We start from the raw sequence: 15,753 nt of genomic DNA on the forward strand, positions 1-15,753 counted from the left end.
GGGTCGGCGTAGTGCCTCCACAGCTGCGCCGGGGTCGCGGTGGTGGACTCGGTGTGCGCGAACTTCCACATGACTTGCAATCTCCCTCGATCGAATCGCTTTAGTATGCGCACATACTATCTTCGAGCTGTCGGATACCGCAAGTCCCAGCACCGTCGCACCACACCCCGACCGGTCTGCCCGCCGTCGGCTCTCCGTCGAACCGTACTGGCGACCGTCCTCGCACCCGGACAGGTTGTCGTGCAGGCCCTGGGCGACGGCGCAGCGTCGCTTCCTGCGGGATTCGATTGCGCCGGTGCGGCTTTCGCACCTGCGCAATCGACCCGCTGACTAGGCGGCCGGGTCGGCGGGAGCCGGGGCGGTGGCGGGCGCCGGGGTGGAGTCCGGCGCAGTCAGGCGTTGGGCCAGGCCGATGCCGACCGCGATGGCGGCGGGCACACCGGTGACCACCAGCCCGGCCGCGGCGCCCAGCGGAATGCCAATGGCCGCACCGGCGACACAGCCCGCGATGCCGGTCGGCACCGACATGACCACGACACCGGCGATGGCGCCGCCCGCCGCACCGATGACACAGCCCGCGACGCCACCGACGAGGGTGCCGATCATCGTGCCCATGGAGGTGACGATGCCGAACTGGTTGACCGCGGCGGAAAACGCGGCGTCCTGATCGGCCTGGCTGGCAACGTCCTTCACGACCGGAGCCGGGAGGACCGGGGCCGGAGTGACGGCGGCCGGGTCCATGTTCGGGGTGAGAGTGGCGGTGTTGCCGTCGATCTGGGCCGCGATCGGGTGCGCGCCCGCGTTGTCCAGCCAGCTCAGCGGGAACTGTGTGACCAGACCGCCGTTGGTGTCACGGACCTGGAACTGGCCTTCCTGGGTGGTCAGCGAACCCAGGTCGGTCGTGAGCACGACGGACTTGTCGACCACCTTGGTGGTCCAGTGGATGCCCGGCGTCGCATCGGCTTTGGCGTCCTGCGCGTTGCAGGCCACAACACCGACGGTGACGGCGGCGGCAAGGGTGTAAGCGGTGAGCTTCCTCATCGGGATAAAACCTTCGAAATTCAGGGAGATGGGTGAATTCGAATGGGGTGAAATGGCCAGCACGAATTACACGCCGCGCGTGAGACAGCATGCGGTCGCGTAAAGGGAATCGTGAATGATTCAGGCTCGTGTGGCGTGTTTCCACCCGCAATCGGGTGCGGGGAACAACTGACTCGGATGCGGACTATCGCCGGATGGCACTGTCGTTCCTCACCTCCTTGCGGCCGGGGCGCACGGGGGCGCCAGCACGTGTGCACACGAGGAGTCCACCCAGGTAGAAGACCGGATCGGGTGGGCACCTCTCTCGTCAGAGCTTCGGCACTACGCGACGTATCCCATTGCCTGGGAAGCCACTTGGGGTGACCCCTTAATCCGGGGAAACCTGTCCTGATCCTGGGCGTCTCTCGACGTCGTCGGATCAGTGGCCTGTGTTCGCGCAGGAGCCTCGCCTAGCGAGGTGCTGATTTACGTCGCATAGCGTGACACCAACGGGTCTGTTTCGTCAATTCGGACATCTTCTATGCGAACCCGTTTGCCATTTCCCCGTAGGAAATTCGGCGCGGATGTGGCCGAGGCCACACCGTGCTCGTTGTTGAAATCGGGTGCCGCGGGCCGCTCCCGACCGCGGCGGGCACGGGGTCGAGCTCGGACTCCCTAGCCGTGGCCACGACGATCGGAACGGTGCTGAGCTCCCGGATCGAGCGCACCACATTCAGCCCGTCCCTGCCCCTCCGGTCGATATCGAGCAGCACAACATCCGCGGGTTCGTGCGAATCCGCAGCCCGCGCACCGGTTTCGGCTCTCCGGGACGAGCTGCCCTTCCATGCCAGCGCCCGGCTCAGTTCCGCCGGATCGGCGTTCTTGCTTTCCACGATCAACACCCGCCGGCCCCCGAAAGACCCGGTACCGCCGATCGAAATGATCGGTAGTCGATCGACGGTGCGGGATACCGCAGCCGACTGCCCCATTGGAACTAGCTCTGCTCATGAGAATCGGGTAACTCGAATTGGGCATACGAAATCCCGGATCGGTTGCGACACAGTGCAATCCGGTCCGGAACCCGCCGTGTCGGCTATGCGGCGACGGTGTCCGACTCCGCCCGGTCGGGCATCAGGGCGGCGGTGCGCTCCCACGGTGCGGGCCGGGGGAAGTAGTGCTCGAGGAAGCACCGCACCCGCGACGCGCGGTGGGACTCCTCGACCTCGGGGAAGCTGCTGTCGTTGAGGCAGAAGAAGTCGGTGTCGCGGCGAACCGACAGGATGCCGAGCTGGTCAAGCCCGTCGAAGGTCGTGGTGTCGACGTAGCGCACCCACGCGGTTTCGTTCCGGACCGCCCGGCCGGTCAGCAGGGCGTAGTAGTGGTAGAGGGAGTTGGTGACGGAGATGTCGGTGGCCGAGCGGAAAGGGCTGGCCTGGGTCCTGGCGAAGTCCTCGGCGAACTCCCGCTCCATTTCCAGTAGCACGCTGCGGCGCAGCGGTGTGGGCGCGTGTTCCAGGTGGCGGGTGATCAGGTGCCCGAATCGATGCCGCAGCAGTGCCCGGTTCACCCGCGCTCCGTTCTCGAATCCGCTGCGCTGCTCGGCATTCGGTCCGGTGCCGATCCGGAGATCGGATTCGATGAACCGGCTGATGCCCCCGGAGGTGAAGAACATCTCCGGCGCGACGGGGCGACCGAAGAACATGTCGTCGTTGGCGTAGATGAAATGCTCGCTCAACCCGGGAATGTGCTGCAGCTGCGTCTCGATCGCGTGCGAGTTGAAGGTCGGCAGACTGTTCGGGTCCGAGAAGTGTTCCGCCGCACGGACAATCGTCACCTTCGGATCGTCGGCGAGCCAGTTGGGCGGAGTCGAGTCTGTGGCGATGAAGATCCGGTGCACCCACGGTGCGTAGTCGTGCACCGACCGCAGTGCGAAACGCAGCTCATCGATCTGGCGGGTGCGCGCCGGAGCGGCGTCGCCCTCGCCGAAGCTGACGCCGACCGCGGCGGCGGCGCGCCGCGCGGCCAGTGCCGGGTCATTGCCGTCGACCCAGTCGAACACGATGTCGATGGGGAATCCGATGTCGCCCGCATGCGGTTCGAACATCCCCTCCAGGGACACCCAGTCGCTGCCGTACCGCTGGATCTGCGCAAGTTCCAGGTCTGCGGCCGGAAAACTGGTGCGGGTCAAAGCATTCGGGCGCGGGCAGCGCACCTCGTCGGCGCCGAAATCCCAGAATTCGATCTCGATCGCGCCCGGGCCGCCGCCGACCCGCAACAACGGGGCGACCAGTCCCCGGAACTGCTCGCCCAGTGCCAGCGCGGGCTCGCCGTCCGCGGTCCTGATCAGCAGGAACCGAATATTGTTCGCGAGCAGTACGCCGCGAGTGAGCAGCAGATTCTCCACTGCGGTCCGCTCGGTGCCGCCTGCGGCCTCCGGAACGCATGTCATCAGGTTCTTCATTCGTCACACCTACTTATGGACTCAACAGGTTTCAGTGAACGCACGAAGGAGTGCCTGCGCGAACGGACAGACGTCGCACACAACCCCACACGTTGAGCTTCGGCACTGAACGACGTATCCCTGCCGGGGATCCGGCGGGAAGCCACTTGGGATCAACCCTTAATCCGGGAAGATCTGTCCTGAGCTTGGGCGTCTCTCGACGTCGTGAGATCAGTGGCCTGTGTTCGAAAAGGAGCCTCACCTAACGAGGTGCAGCACCGACTATAGCCGCAGCCTCGAAAACTCGCCCCAGGTAACCGTTGTCACACCTGGCCCGGTTGACTCCGGCCATCGAGTAATGCCAAGCTGACGGCCGCAATCAGCACCTCGCTAGGCGAGGCTCCTGTATGAACACAGGCCACTGATCCGACGACGTCGAGAGACGCCCAGGATCAGGACAGGTTTCCCCGGATTAAGGGGTAACCCCAGGTGGCTTCCCGCCCAACGGGATACGTCGTGCAGTGCCGAAGCTCTGACGAGAGGGGTGCGCGTCGGTGGCATCGGGCCGCCGATAACTCCTCGTGTGCCCCCGTGACGCCATATCAGGCCCAGGCCCCGAGGAGGTGAGGACGACGACAATGACTTCCACCGATGGTCCGTATCCAAGTCCTTCCGAATCAGGGCAACGCCGTCGGGCACCCAGCCAGCAGAGTCCGATTCGACTCTGCCCTGCACGCTGCCCTGCGGCACAAGAATGCCGATTTCGAATCTCGAAAGTCTTATCGATGCGGAAAACCCCCGCCGGCGCGGTCGCGCGCCGCGAAAGCTCATTCCGACCGTGGCGGCTGGGCGCCGCGTCCGGCCTGCTCGCCTTCGCCGTGATCCAAGCGGCCCCCCTCGACGCGTCGGCCGCGCCCGTGAGCCCGGCGCGACCCGCCCTACCGCCGACGGAACTGGCCGAGCGGATGCGGTCCGCGATCCAGGACGCCTCCCCCGGCACCGAGGTCGGCATCGACGTCATCGACACCGCCACCGGTGCCACGCTCGCCGAACTCGACACCGATCAGCAGTTCTACACCGCGTCGGTGGTCAAATTGCTGATTGCACTCGACGCACTGCACAGCCAAGTCTGGCAAGCGGATTCGACCACCTCGGCAATGCTCGACCGAATGTTGTCCGCCAGCGACGACGACATCGCCGATCAACTGTGGTGCGACAACGGCGGCACCGCGATTGTGAGCCGGATGATCGATTTGATCGGGCTCACCGGTACCCAGCCACCGAACGACCCCTCCGAATGGGGCGAAACCCTCACCACGCCAAGGGACGTCGTCAGCGTCTACCGCTACCTGAGCACTGCGATCCCCGCACCGGCCCGCGAGGTCATCATGAACGGATTGCGCAACGCCAGCCGTATCGCCGCCGACGGCACCGACCAATACTTCGGCATCCCAGACGCCTTCCCCGGCGCACCCCGCGCGATCAAGCAGGGCTGGATGGCGCTCGACACCTCGACGACCATGAACACCAGCGGCCTCGTCGACACCGGATCCGACCACCTGCTGCGCTTCACGATCGTGGTGCTGACCACCCAACCTGCCGGGACCAGCTGGACGGCAGGCGGTTCGGCACTCACGGCCGGCCTGACCGTATTGCACGATGCCACGACACCGTCGACGACCTCGCTCACACCCGTGTCCCGCTAGCGGCCTCGACACAACGCCCGGCTGGGCTATCGAAGTACCTGACCAGGAACCGGACCGATAGGTACGCGAGCACGCCCGCTCGGAACGGGGTCCATGACCTCCGATATCCGGGCTGTCCTGCGAAAACGGCCATCCCACCGGATAATCGGGGCGTGTCCGACACCGCCGGGTCGGGTCGGCGCCCCGTGGGTGTCGCCCTGCTCATCCTTTCCATCCTGCTCGGTACCGTCACATGGCTGCTGCTTCGGCGAAGTATGTATGTAGCCCATGACATCCCCTGGACCTGCGACAGCGAAGGCTGTGGCACCAACGACTTTCGGGTCCTGTACCTCATCGGCGGCATTGCCGCCGATGTGGCCCTCGTTGGTTCCTCCTGGCTGATCCTGCGTATGGCCGGATTCGGCAGCGCACTCGCCCTGTGTGGCTTCGCCTTCGTGAGCGGCTGGCACGCGGCGATCGCCGAAGGCGCGATACCGCTCGAGCGGGACGCCACGGCCATCACCATCTGGACGGTCATCGGCTGGGTCGGTGTCGGCGTCGCCGCCCTGGGCCTGCTCTACGACCTGGCCATGACCGGGACGGTGGTCCGCCTGCTCGGCCATCCTTCGGTCCCGGCCCGCCTGACCCGGTTCGAGACCGTGGACAACCACGGCACGGCACTGATGACCTTCACCGACTCCGACGGCTTCGACCACACCCGCCGGGTCAGGGCAGGTATGTCATGGCTGTATCTCCCGGTCCGCGCCGTCTACCGCCGTTCCGACCCGACCCGCAACCAGCTGGCCGTTCCCTGGTACCGCCCGGTGCGCACGACCACCACGATCAGCGAGGGCTCGCAAGCCGAAAGGCTCGACCAACTCGAACGCCTCGCCGCTATATACCGCGAGGGTCTGCTCACCGACCTGGAATTCCAGCGCGCGAAAGACACCCTGCTAGATCCCTGACCCCGGCCGCAACGGGATCCTCGAAACTTGATGTCGCCGGCTGAACCGGGGCCGAGGCCGAGATCAGTGAGGTCGTCGATTTCCTGCGTGACCAGATCGGTATCGCCGCGGGGAGCGACGGTCCGGCACGATGCGTAGAGCGGCAACCTTTTTCGGGGCTCAGATAACGGCAGGGCGGGGTTGTGGGTGGTCTCGGCTTGCTCGACGTTGGGTTCTCCGGAGAGTCGCAGGACGGCGGCACGGGCGATGCGCCGAAACCCACCTCCGCTATCAGCAACCGATGTCTCCGAGGTCGTCGTGGGACCAACGACTCTCCCGACCGGCGACAACCGGATCTGCCGGTGGCAGCCGGTGGCTGTGAGGCTGGAAGTGCCTGCCTTAAGGAGGTTTCGATGTACTTCGAGAATCGCGCCGAGGCGGGCCGTCGGCTCGCAGAACGGCTGCGAACACAGCCTGATACGGATGTCGTCGTGCTGGGGCTGCCGCGCGGCGGCATCCCGGTCGCGTTCGAGGTGGCCTGGCGGCTGCCAGCGCCGCTGGATGTCATCGTGGTGCGCAAACTGGGCGTCCCGCATCAGCCCGAGCTCGCCTTCGGCGCTCTCGGCGAAGACGGGGTGCGGGTGATCAACAACATCGTGGTGGAGCGAGCGGACCTGTCCGGCACGGAGATGGCACGGGTGGAGGAGCGCGAACGCGCGGAATTGAACCGGCGCGCCGCTCGCTTCCGGTCCGGCCGCCCACGCATCCCGTTGAGAGGCCGCGTCGCGGTGATCGTCGACGACGGCGTCGCGACCGGCGCGACCGCCCGGGCCGCCTGCCAGGTCGCCCGGGCGCAGGGCGCCGCGCGGGTCGTGGTGGCGGTGCCGGTCGCGGCCCGGGACGCACTACTCAGGCTGCAGCGAGAAGCCGACGAGGTGCTCTGCCTCGAGCAACCGTCGTTCTTCTACGCGGTCGGCCAGTGGTATCACCACTTCGAGCAGACCAGCGACCACGAAGTCATCGAGCTGCTGGCTCGCGCCGCCGCCCGGGATCCGCGGCCACAGCCGGGACCGGACGCGGATCCGCCGCTGCGCGACGACGAGGTGTGTGTGCAGGCCGGAAAAGCCATGCTGTCAGGGCATCTCACCATTCCAGAGCATCCGATCGGTGTGGTGGTGTTCGCGCACGGTAGCGGCAGCAGCCGCCACAGCCCGCGTAACCGCCACGTCGCCGAGGTATTGCAGCAGGCCCGACTCGGCACGCTGCTGTTCGACCTGCTCACCACGGCCGAGGAAGTCAACCGCGCCAATGTGTTCGATATCGACCTGCTGGCCCGGCGACTGGTGGCGGTCACCGACTGGTTGAGCGGACAGGAACACGCGGAGGGGCTGCCGATCGGGTATTTCGGGGCGAGTACCGGTGCCGCCGCTGCCCTGCGCGCCGCCGCCGATCCGAGTGTGCACGTGCGGGCGGTGGTGTCTCGCGGCGGGCGACCCGATCTGACCGGCCGCGCACTGTCGGCGGTACGGGCACCGACTCTGCTGATCGTGGGCGGTCACGACCACCTGGTCATGGATCTGAATCGCCAGGCGGCCAAGGCAATGTCATGTGAGACCGTGCTGGCCGAGGTGCCCGGCGCGACCCATCTGTTCGAGGAACCGGGCACCCTGCGCCAGGCCGCGGAGCTCGCGCGGGACTGGTTCACCACCCGGTTGCCCACTACTACGGCCGAGCCGGAGGGATCGGCGTGAGCGACCCGGAGGCCGGGTATCGGTTCGGTTGGGCACGGGTGCGCCACTGGCCGATTCCTGGTCGCGTGGTTGATCACACGGGCGGCCAGGTCCCGCGTGGGGACTTCCGGCCCTACCCGGGGATCGCCTGGCCTTATCACGATGGAGATTCGAGACACGAGTTTCCGGCCGACGGGTAAGGAGGTCGTTCGATGCGAGCACAACGAGGGGACTGGCTGATCGTCGAAGGACGCGCGGTCGGGGGCGTGGTCCGTCGCGGTCTCATCGAAGAGGTGCACGGCACGGACGGCGCACCGCCGTATCTCGTGCACTGGACCGACACCGGGCATCGGGCATTGACCTTTCCCGGCCCCGACGCATATGTGCGGACCAGCGCGGAACTGCGCGCCCAGGAGGAGATCGCCGCGGCACGGTACTCGTCGATGCAGCATGTACCGGCCTCCCACTCCGATGCGGACGGCCGGGGCTGACCAGGTCCTGGTCGGCGCACGACCGGCAACGATCTCGCCACTGACCCGCCGACCCGGGCACTCCGGCCCCGTGCCGAGGACCTTCGGCCCGCGAACTACTGCACGAATCGAAACCGCCTCGCTGAAAACCGCGCTGACGTCTGAGCGAACCGGCTGGCCGCGGCCGCGCAGGCGTTCGAACCCGACTCGGAAGCCGGCTGTGTGCAACGCCGGAGTCGGGGATGGCGTTACCGGGCGAGGGCGAAGATCAGGGATGCTGCGGCGAAGGCGAAGTACATTGCGGGGAAAGCGATGTTGTGGAACACCCGGGCGCGGATGTGGACGACGATTGCGGCGATGAAGTAGAGGACCAGGCAGAGGGCGGCGGCGATGCCGAGAGCGCGGGCGCCCAGGAGGCCGAGGAGGAGGCCGAGGGCTCCGGCGGCTTTGGAGGCGCCGGCAAGGGGGATCCAGGACGCGGGGAAGTTCACTTCGGCCGAGTTGGCCAGGACGAACTTTGCTCGGGCGAAGTCGGCGACGGCCATGCCGCCATTGAGCGCGATCGCGACGAGGGTGCAGAACAGGTAGGCGATGAACACTCAACGATGCTGGCCGACCGTGACTTTCCGCGTCCAATACCTGCATCGATAACCTGAAGGCATGGATGTGGACACGCGGTTGCTGCGGTATTTCGTGGCCGTGGCGCGGGAAGGGAATCTGACCCGCGCGGCGGAGGGGTTGTTCGTGTCGCAGCCGGCTCTGACGAAACAGATCAAGCAGTTGGAGAACCAGCTCGGGGTGCGGCTGTTCACGCGGTCGAAATCCGGCATGGCGCTGACGGAACCGGGGCGGGCACTCGTGCAATGGGCGCCGGAGGTGCTGACCAGCTGGGATAGGGCGCTGACCGAGACGATGAGCGCTGCCAGCGCGGCGGCGCGCGTACTGCGAGTCGGGTTCATCGCAGGCGGGGCCAACGAGGCCACCCAGCTCATCATCGCGGATTTCGTCCGCCGCCGGCCGGAGTGGCGTATCGAGATGCGCCAAGCAGCCTGGTCGAACCCGACTGCGGGGCTGGCCGCCGGCGAGGTCGATGTCGCGTTGCTGCGGTTGCCTTTCCCCGGTCAGGAGCGGTTCCGGGTGGAGTTGCTGCTGACCGAACCCCGTTGGGTCGCGCTACCCGTCTTGCACCCGCTCGCCACCCGCGAAGTGATCCCGTTCCGTGAACTGTGGGACGAGCCGTTCGTGGCGGCCCCGCCGGAAACCGGTGTGTGGCGCGACTATTGGCTGGCGGCCGACGAGCGCGACGGGCATCCGGTGCGGATCGGCGCGGTCACCGAACACCCCGACGATTGGCTGATCTGCATCGCCAACGGTGACGGGATCGCCCTCGCGCCCGAATCCGCGGCGCGCTTCTATACGCGTCCCGGCATCGTCTACCGCCCGGTCAGCGGCGTGAGCCCGAGCCGGGCCGGTGTCGCCTGGCGGCCCGGGGCGGACGCCGATCCGGTCGTGCGGGACTTCGTCCGCAGCTGCCTCGATCACCGGCAGACGCCGCCCGCGAGCACCGCGTGAAAACCGGCTCAGGCCCGGCGATTTGCCGGGCCTGAGCCGTATTCCCTTGGAGCCGAGTCGGATCAGACCACGCCTGCTCCGGCCGCGCCGGCGCCGACGCCCGCACCGACGATGCCACCGATGCCCGCCACGGGGACGCCCACTACGGCGGCACCGATGCCCGCTCCGACGACCGCACCGATGACGCCACCCGCCACCATGGAACCGGCGGCCACCGGCACGGCTGCGACCACCTCGGCTGCCAGCGCCGGGCTGACGATGACGCAGCCGACACCGGTGGCGCACCCGGCGAGAGCGGCCAGTGAGGAGGCCAGGGCGGTGCCGCCCGCTCCAGCGACAAGGCCTGCGGCGACGCCGATTCCAGCGCCCACGACACCGCCGACCACACCGCCCGCCACCGCGGCCGGAATGCCCGCGACCGCCGCGCCGATGCCGGCGCCGGTCAGAGCTGTGGTGCCGATCTTGTTCGGGTCGACGGGGGCCGGGTCGTCGATGGGCGCCACCGGCTCGACCGGAACCGAGCCGGTGGCCGCGACGGGCTGCACCTGGAGCTCGATGCCGGACAGAGCAATCGGCTGCACGGCAGGAACCGCGACTGGCGGGGCCGCGACAGCCGGGCCGGTCTCGGCGGCCTGCGGAACCGGTGCGGCCGAGGCGATTCCGGCCACGGTCAGCGACGCAGCGACGGGCAGTGCGACGAGAACCGCGGCGCGGCGAACATTTCTGGCGGTATGGCGAACGGCCATCTCTTCCCCCGATGGATGTCAGTGTGTTTGCTGGACAGCATCAGTCAAGGGGATCGAGTTGATCTTGGGCAAAAATTGTGCGAGCCCTCACGACCGGAGTCGGTCGGCTCATTTCGGGCGCTGATGTGCGACAACGCACATCGCCCCGGACCGGTCAGTTGGCGGAAGCCGGGAAAGCGTGAGCTTCGGCGAAGGCGGCCATATCGACCTGACGGCGGGCATTGGACAGCGCGGTGATCGTGCACACGCCCAGCTCGCCACCGCGGTCGTACAGGGTCGCCGTGGAGACGGCAATGCCGTTCGAGGAGACGTGGTCTCGCGCCTGCAGACCCAGTTCCACGCCCTCGGGAAGGCGGGACAGCGTCATGGTGACGTCGGTGTTGATATAGCCGACGCCCTCGGTACCCCAGTTGCAGACGAGGTTGGTGGAGTCGCTCACGAAGGCCGCGCGTTCGAACGGCGTGATGGCCACGCCCTCGATGAGGGACGGGACATTGTTCCAGGCCGCCTTCCGGTGCGGATTGACGCCGGAGGCGAAATCGTGGGTCCAGTCGAAGGACCCGGACTTGAACAGCGGCGGGCTGCCCTCGGGGCCGTCGAGCCGGGCCGCCGGGGCGGGGAGGTCCTGGGCGGGCTGCCAGATCCGGCCCGGTGGCTCGACGGTGGCGACCAGGAATTGCACGGTGGCGCGGGCACGCACGCGATCGTGCTGGACGATGGCGGCGTCGGCCACACGGATTCGATTGCCATCACGGACGATCGAGCTGCGCAGTTCGATGGGCTCGTTCAGGACCGGACTGAACAGATCGACAGTGAAGCGCGCGGGCACGAAATCGGGTCCGGGGCGGTGTGTTTCGAGTTCGTGGGCCAGCAGACCACAGACGGCTGTGCCCGCGAGCTGCCCCGAGGACCAGGCGCTGACCGCCATGCGAGTCGCCGTGAAGCGACCGTTCTCGTGGGTGAAGAACGCAGCCATGGTGTCTCCCCTACCGGTTGATGAGCTCCCGAATTAGAACACGTTACAGAAACGGGAGGGAAGACCCACGCCCCAATCAGCGGGTGATCAGTTCACCCACGGCGGGTTGACGACGGTGCCGTCGAGCAGCTCGCCGGTGAAACCAACGGGCGCGTTGACGAGCACCTCGGCAGTCTGGTCATCCGGATTGTCCAGGCGGATGGCAGATCCGGCCGGCGCCACCGCCGCGTCACCGGGCGCCAGCCGCGCGGCCTCGCCGTCGATGGTCAGCGTGATCGAGCCCGCGAGCAGGACGAACGCCTCCTCGCGGTGCACGCGGTGCGGGACACCCTGGGTGCCGGGCGCGATCTCCAGCCGCCACAGGCACAGTTCACTGCTGCCGGTACTGGGGCGGACCAGCGGGGTGAAGCGGGAGCCGTGCATTTCGTGGGACTGGGCGTCGGCGGCGTGGATTACAGGCATTGCCATCTCCTTTAGTCAATTTACTTGACTATATAGTCAAGCTTGTTGACTTCTTTGTCAAGTGCCAAGATTCCAGACATGCCCGGATACGCACAGGACCTGCCGCTGCTACTGCTCGCGGCCGCCGCGGAGGTCACCGACGCCATCAATGACGGGTGCGTCGCGGCCGGATTCACCGACATCCGGCCCACCCACGGCTTCGCCTTCGTGCGCATGGCGCCGAACGGCGCGACGGTCGGCGAGATCGCCGACCATCTGGGGGTGACCAAGCAGGCCGCCAGCCAGCTGGTCGAGGAACTCGTCAAAAAGGGCTACGCGCAACGCAATCCACATCCACACGACGCGCGCGCCAAACTCGTGACGCTCACCGAACGCGGATGGGCGTGCACCCGTGCCGCCGACGCCGCCGCCGCCCGCTTCACCGAACGGTGGGCCGCGACGCTGGGACCCGCAGCGACGGTCGAACTGCGCAATGCCCTCGCGCGGGTTGTCACACCTGGTCGAGTGCGCCCGTCGGCCTGGTGACGAATTCCACTATCGCTCAGCCGAGTTCGAGGGAGGTCACTCCGTAGACCCGCTCCCGGTGATACGCGCGGACGGGCCCGGTGTACATGCGCGCGGTCTCAAAGCTCGGGGTCAACCCGGCCGCCTCCATCAACCGCACCGCGGGCTCGTTGTCGAGCGGGACATCCACCGCCAGCGGCATACCCGCCGCGTGCGCGGCGAGCGCCGCCAGCAGCTGATGCGCGTCGCCGGGGGTATCGGCGAACAGTGGGCCCACGCGCAGCGAATCCCGGGCCGGACGCAGGGTGGCGTAGCCGGTGACCGTGCCGTCGACAATGCGGGCGAAGGTTCGATGCCCCGGCTCGGCGAGCCAGGCACTGAGGAATACCGGCCGGTCCGCGGGATAGCACGCCGAGTCGTGCGGTTGCAGCGCCGCGAAATCCGCCGGCGCGAGCGCGGTGACCGTGTCATCCGGCAGCGGTAGGCGCGGTACGCCCACGAATCGCGCACTGTTGTAGGCGAGCTCGAATCCACTCCGCCGATAGTTGTCCTGCTGCGCGGGCACTCCGTCGAGCCCGACGACCCGCTCCCCCGCGTGCTTCAGCCCGGCTTCCCAGGTGGCCAGGCCGAACCCGCGCCCGCGCAGGTCCGGGCGCACCAGATAGAAGCCCAGGAACGCGTAGTCGTCGCCGTAGTTGACGACCGAGACCGCGGTGGCGGGCTCCCCGTTCACCCGTCCGAGCAGGAACCCGTCGGGATCCTGCGCGAAGAAGGCGTTGACATCACGCTGCCCCGGGTTCCAGCCCTCGGCGGCGGCCCACTCCACCACGGTGGCCCATTCCGCCGGGGTGGCGCGGGCAATGACCAGACCATCGATACGCACGGCATCCGGCATGCGACCACGGTAACCGCAAAAGCTCTGCGACTCGCGGAGATTCGAGGACACGGCGGGCGCGCTCTCCGCCTGGCGGAGCGCCCGGCGAGCCGGCCCCGGCACTCCGGTAGGGTCGAGGAGACATGGCCCGCGACCTGCGGGGTTGCGCGGAGTTCGAGGATGATATGGCCGACTACGCACACTCCGATCACGCCAGCCGCAGTCGGGAGGAGAAGGCCCGGCGCCTGGCGGCCTATCTCTGGGCGCGCGGCATCAGCGGACCCGAACTGCTGGAATTGCCCGCCGCACAACGGCGCAAGCTGGCGCGCGCGGCCGACACCAATCCGCCCAGCACCGATGAGACCTGGCAGGTGGTGGCCGGGCTGCTCGGCGAGAAGGATGCCTGGGCCGAGCGCAATCCCGGGCATCCGCAGGCCCGCCGGGAGCGGCTGGACGAGAAGATCCTCTGGGTGAAACCGCCGGTCAAACCCTGGGAGTAGGAAGGCGGAAGCCCTTGACAGCAAGAAATGAACCAGGGTTCACTGCTTGAGTGTCCCCCGACTACGAGAACCACTCCGGCACCCGCCCGGCTGCCTGGCGCGACGATCTGACCGGCGGTGACGACTCGCTGTTCGCGGGCCGCCCCGAACCGGTGAACGAATACACCGGCCGCACGCTGACCTACGAGGTGACCGGCCGCATCGCCCGCATCACCTTCAACCGGCCCGAACGCGGTAATGCCATCACCGCCGACACCCCGATCGAACTGGCCGCCGCCGTCGAGCGGGCCGACCTGGATCCGCGCGTGCACGTCATCGTGGTGAGCGGGCGCGGCAAGGGCTTCTGCGGCGGCTACGACCTGTCGATCTTCGCCGAGAACAATCACGAGGCCAGCACCGTTGTCCCGGCCGAGGGCGCCCAGCCGACCGAGGGCACGGTGCTCGACCCGGTCGTGCAGGCGCGCAATCACAATCCCTGGGGCACTTGGGATCCCATGGTCGACTACGCCATGATGTCGCGCTTCAACCGCGGCTTCGCCAGCCTGCTGCACGCCAATAAGCCGACCGTCGCCAAGGTGCACGGCTTCGCCATCGCCGGCGGCACCGATATCGCGCTGTTCGCCGATCAGATCATCTGCGCCGAGGACGCCCGCTTCGGCTACCCACCCACCCGGACCTGGGGCATTCCGGCCGCCGGCATGTGGGCGCACCGGGTCGGCGACCAGCGCGCCAAGCGACTGCTGTTCACCGGCGACAGCCTCAGCGGCAAGCAGGCGCTGGAGTGGGGCCTGGCCATCGAGGCCCCACCGGCCGCCGAGCTCGACGAACGCACCGAGGAACTGCTGGAACGCATTTCGCGGGTGCCGATCAATCAGCTGGTGATGGCGAAGCTGGCACTCAACAGCGCGCTGCTCAATCAGGGCGTGGCGAACTCCGGCATGGTCAGCACCGTGTTCGACGGCATCTCGCGGCACACCCGCGAGGGTTACGCCTTCCAATTGCGTTCGGCCACCGCCGGTTTCCGCGAGGCGGTCCGCGAGCGCGACGAACCGTTCGGCGATTGGAAGCGCGCCCAGTTCGAGCAGCCCGAGGATTAGGCGATTCCCTCCACGTCGGTGCGCTCGACCTCGGCGACGACCCGTTCCGCCAGCGAGCGCACCGCGACCGCCTCCGCGGCGGTCATCTCGTCGATGAACAGCCGCCGCACCAGCTCGACGTGATTGGGGGCGGCGGCCTCCAGCGCCCGGCGCCCGGCGTCGGTCAGCCGCACCTCCCGGCCGCGGGCGTCGTCGACGGCCTGGCAGCGATCGACCAGGCCGCGGGTCGCCATCCGCGACAGGTGCTTGGACAGGCGGCTCTTGTCCCAGCAGATCTCCGCGCCGAGTTCCTTGGCACGCAGCAGCCCGCCGGCCGCGGACAGCGCGACCAGCACCTCGTAGTCGGAGGTCGACAGTCCGTCCTGGGCCAGCCCGGCGGCGAGGGCGGCGTCCAGGCGTTGCCGCATGCGAATGTAGGACTGCCAGGTCGTCTGTTCCGCATCGGTCAGCCAGCGCGTCATGGCATCCATAGTATCGACGAATAGTTGACACGGACACCAAGAAGATCCTCAGGAACTTCACGGCGAATCCGCGCGGTCATCGGGCAGTGTCCTGCCGTACAGTACTGACCGTCCAATTTGCGTAGTTCTGGCGGAAATCGTCAATGCGCGAGCGCATTTCCGACCCGGACGAATGAGACACCCACCGGCAGAAGAGGTTCCGGCATTCGGGGTAAATCCCCTAATTCACCTGGATGAATAGCCCATCCGGTTGACAATGCAACGTTGCCCCA

16 protein-coding genes and 3 riboswitches are annotated in these 15,753 nt (G+C 67.6%); of the genes, 8 read left to right on the top strand and 8 right to left on the bottom strand.

Annotated elements, in window-relative coordinates:
* Nucleotides 1-330 precede the first annotated feature (330 nt).
* A complete protein-coding gene (locus ABZ909_RS39570; RefSeq protein WP_357010839.1) occupies nucleotides 331-1,041 on the bottom strand; it encodes a hypothetical protein in 711 nt (236 codons plus the stop codon).
* A gap of 292 nt (nucleotides 1,042-1,333) precedes the next feature.
* A riboswitch (M-box (ykoK) riboswitch) is annotated at nucleotides 1,334-1,505 on the bottom strand.
* Between the two features lie 608 nt (nucleotides 1,506-2,113).
* The gene (locus ABZ909_RS39575; RefSeq protein WP_357010841.1) at nucleotides 2,114-3,481 is read right to left on the bottom strand and encodes a stealth conserved region 3 domain-containing protein; all 1,368 of its coding nucleotides are present in this window, start codon (nucleotides 3,479-3,481) and stop codon (nucleotides 2,114-2,116) included.
* 77 nt (nucleotides 3,482-3,558) lie between these two features.
* A riboswitch (M-box (ykoK) riboswitch) is annotated at nucleotides 3,559-3,737 on the bottom strand.
* A gap of 102 nt (nucleotides 3,738-3,839) precedes the next feature.
* Nucleotides 3,840-4,011, top strand: a riboswitch (M-box (ykoK) riboswitch).
* Nucleotides 4,012-4,245: 234 nt separating this feature from the next.
* On the opposite strand from ABZ909_RS39575, the gene ABZ909_RS39580 reads away from it, so the two are divergent.
* The 4 genes from ABZ909_RS39580 (at nucleotide 4,246) to ABZ909_RS39595 (ending at nucleotide 8,310) form a co-directional block, all read left to right on the top strand.
* Complete coding sequence (locus ABZ909_RS39580; protein ID WP_357010843.1) at nucleotides 4,246-5,166, top strand: hypothetical protein; 921 nt, start codon at nucleotides 4,246-4,248, stop codon at nucleotides 5,164-5,166.
* Nucleotides 5,167-5,318: 152 nt separating this feature from the next.
* Nucleotides 5,319-6,110 carry an SHOCT domain-containing protein gene (locus tag ABZ909_RS39585; protein ID WP_357010845.1) on the top strand — a complete coding sequence of 264 codons (792 nt, stop codon included), beginning with the start codon at nucleotides 5,319-5,321 and terminating at the stop codon, nucleotides 6,108-6,110.
* Nucleotides 6,111-6,502: 392 nt separating this feature from the next.
* Nucleotides 6,503-7,840 carry a phosphoribosyltransferase gene (locus tag ABZ909_RS39590; RefSeq protein ID WP_357010847.1) on the top strand — a complete coding sequence of 446 codons (1,338 nt, stop codon included), beginning with the start codon at nucleotides 6,503-6,505 and terminating at the stop codon, nucleotides 7,838-7,840.
* Nucleotides 7,841-8,031: 191 nt separating this feature from the next.
* The gene (locus ABZ909_RS39595) at nucleotides 8,032-8,310 is read left to right on the top strand and encodes a DUF1918 domain-containing protein (protein ID WP_357010849.1); all 279 of its coding nucleotides are present in this window, start codon (nucleotides 8,032-8,034) and stop codon (nucleotides 8,308-8,310) included.
* Nucleotides 8,311-8,537: 227 nt separating this feature from the next.
* Here ABZ909_RS39595 and ABZ909_RS39600 read toward each other — a convergent pair whose 3' ends face one another.
* Nucleotides 8,538-8,888 carry a DoxX family protein gene (locus tag ABZ909_RS39600; protein ID WP_357010851.1) on the bottom strand — a complete coding sequence of 117 codons (351 nt, stop codon included), beginning with the start codon at nucleotides 8,886-8,888 and terminating at the stop codon, nucleotides 8,538-8,540.
* 61 nt (nucleotides 8,889-8,949) lie between these two features.
* Here ABZ909_RS39600 and ABZ909_RS39605 point away from each other — a divergent pair, with 61 nt between their 5' ends.
* The gene (locus ABZ909_RS39605) at nucleotides 8,950-9,861 is read left to right on the top strand and encodes a LysR family transcriptional regulator (RefSeq protein ID WP_357010853.1); all 912 of its coding nucleotides are present in this window, start codon (nucleotides 8,950-8,952) and stop codon (nucleotides 9,859-9,861) included.
* 62 nt (nucleotides 9,862-9,923) lie between these two features.
* Here ABZ909_RS39605 and ABZ909_RS39610 read toward each other — a convergent pair whose 3' ends face one another.
* The 3 genes from ABZ909_RS39610 to ABZ909_RS39620 all read right to left on the bottom strand — a co-directional run bounded on the left by ABZ909_RS39610 (nucleotide 9,924) and on the right by ABZ909_RS39620 (nucleotide 12,045).
* Nucleotides 9,924-10,607 (bottom strand): hypothetical protein, encoded by a 684-nt coding sequence (locus tag ABZ909_RS39610; protein WP_357010855.1) that lies wholly within the window; start codon nucleotides 10,605-10,607, stop codon nucleotides 9,924-9,926.
* A 154-nt stretch (nucleotides 10,608-10,761) separates the two neighbouring features.
* Nucleotides 10,762-11,583 (bottom strand): acyl-CoA thioesterase domain-containing protein, encoded by an 822-nt coding sequence (locus tag ABZ909_RS39615; protein WP_357010857.1) that lies wholly within the window; start codon nucleotides 11,581-11,583, stop codon nucleotides 10,762-10,764.
* A gap of 87 nt (nucleotides 11,584-11,670) precedes the next feature.
* Nucleotides 11,671-12,045, bottom strand: a complete 375-nt coding sequence (locus ABZ909_RS39620; protein WP_357010859.1) for a cupin domain-containing protein — start codon at nucleotides 12,043-12,045, stop codon at nucleotides 11,671-11,673.
* A 78-nt stretch (nucleotides 12,046-12,123) separates the two neighbouring features.
* Here ABZ909_RS39620 and ABZ909_RS39625 point away from each other — a divergent pair, with 78 nt between their 5' ends.
* Nucleotides 12,124-12,570: a MarR family winged helix-turn-helix transcriptional regulator gene (locus tag ABZ909_RS39625; RefSeq protein WP_357010861.1), complete on the top strand. Its 447-nt coding sequence runs from the start codon at nucleotides 12,124-12,126 to the stop codon at nucleotides 12,568-12,570.
* A 16-nt stretch (nucleotides 12,571-12,586) separates the two neighbouring features.
* On the opposite strand, the gene ABZ909_RS39630 is transcribed toward ABZ909_RS39625, so the two are convergent.
* On the bottom strand, nucleotides 12,587-13,444 hold the full coding sequence (locus tag ABZ909_RS39630) for a GNAT family N-acetyltransferase (RefSeq protein WP_357010863.1): 858 nt from the start codon (nucleotides 13,442-13,444) through the stop codon (nucleotides 12,587-12,589).
* Between the two features lie 164 nt (nucleotides 13,445-13,608).
* Between ABZ909_RS39630 and ABZ909_RS39635 the strand changes: the two genes are divergently transcribed.
* Both ABZ909_RS39635 and ABZ909_RS39640 read left to right on the top strand, forming a co-directional pair.
* Nucleotides 13,609-13,923 (top strand): hypothetical protein, encoded by a 315-nt coding sequence (locus ABZ909_RS39635; protein WP_357010865.1) that lies wholly within the window; start codon nucleotides 13,609-13,611, stop codon nucleotides 13,921-13,923.
* A 50-nt stretch (nucleotides 13,924-13,973) separates the two neighbouring features.
* Complete coding sequence (locus ABZ909_RS39640) at nucleotides 13,974-15,020, top strand: crotonase/enoyl-CoA hydratase family protein (protein WP_357010867.1); 1,047 nt, start codon at nucleotides 13,974-13,976, stop codon at nucleotides 15,018-15,020.
* Here the strand turns inward: ABZ909_RS39640 and ABZ909_RS39645 are convergent.
* A complete protein-coding gene (locus ABZ909_RS39645; RefSeq protein WP_357010869.1) occupies nucleotides 15,017-15,481 on the bottom strand; it encodes a MarR family winged helix-turn-helix transcriptional regulator in 465 nt (154 codons plus the stop codon). The genes ABZ909_RS39640 and ABZ909_RS39645 overlap by 4 nt on opposite strands.
* Nucleotides 15,482-15,753: the final 272 nt, after the last annotated feature.

The sequence above is a fragment of the Nocardia sp. NPDC046763 genome, from assembly GCF_040645495.1.
Classification (GTDB): Bacteria; Actinomycetota; Actinomycetes; order Mycobacteriales; family Mycobacteriaceae; genus Nocardia.

Coding starts and splice junctions, on each gene's coding strand:
- ABZ909_RS39610 (WP_357010855.1), bottom strand. CDS start 10,607: ATGGCCGTTCGCCATACCGCCAGAAATGTTCGCCGCGCCGCGGTTCTC.
- ABZ909_RS39630 (WP_357010863.1), bottom strand. CDS start 13,444: ATGCCGGATGCCGTGCGTATCGATGGTCTGGTCATTGCCCGCGCCACC.
- ABZ909_RS39625 (WP_357010861.1), top strand. CDS start 12,124: ATGCCCGGATACGCACAGGACCTGCCGCTGCTACTGCTCGCGGCCGCC.
- ABZ909_RS39615 (WP_357010857.1), bottom strand. CDS start 11,583: ATGGCTGCGTTCTTCACCCACGAGAACGGTCGCTTCACGGCGACTCGC.
- ABZ909_RS39570 (WP_357010839.1), bottom strand. CDS start 1,041: ATGAGGAAGCTCACCGCTTACACCCTTGCCGCCGCCGTCACCGTCGGT.
- ABZ909_RS39595 (WP_357010849.1), top strand. CDS start 8,032: ATGCGAGCACAACGAGGGGACTGGCTGATCGTCGAAGGACGCGCGGTC.
- ABZ909_RS39580 (WP_357010843.1), top strand. CDS start 4,246: ATGCGGAAAACCCCCGCCGGCGCGGTCGCGCGCCGCGAAAGCTCATTC.
- ABZ909_RS39575 (WP_357010841.1), bottom strand. CDS start 3,481: ATGAAGAACCTGATGACATGCGTTCCGGAGGCCGCAGGCGGCACCGAG.
- ABZ909_RS39590 (WP_357010847.1), top strand. CDS start 6,503: ATGTACTTCGAGAATCGCGCCGAGGCGGGCCGTCGGCTCGCAGAACGG.
- ABZ909_RS39645 (WP_357010869.1), bottom strand. CDS start 15,481: ATGACGCGCTGGCTGACCGATGCGGAACAGACGACCTGGCAGTCCTAC.
- ABZ909_RS39605 (WP_357010853.1), top strand. CDS start 8,950: ATGGATGTGGACACGCGGTTGCTGCGGTATTTCGTGGCCGTGGCGCGG.
- ABZ909_RS39635 (WP_357010865.1), top strand. CDS start 13,609: ATGGCCGACTACGCACACTCCGATCACGCCAGCCGCAGTCGGGAGGAG.
- ABZ909_RS39620 (WP_357010859.1), bottom strand. CDS start 12,045: ATGCCTGTAATCCACGCCGCCGACGCCCAGTCCCACGAAATGCACGGC.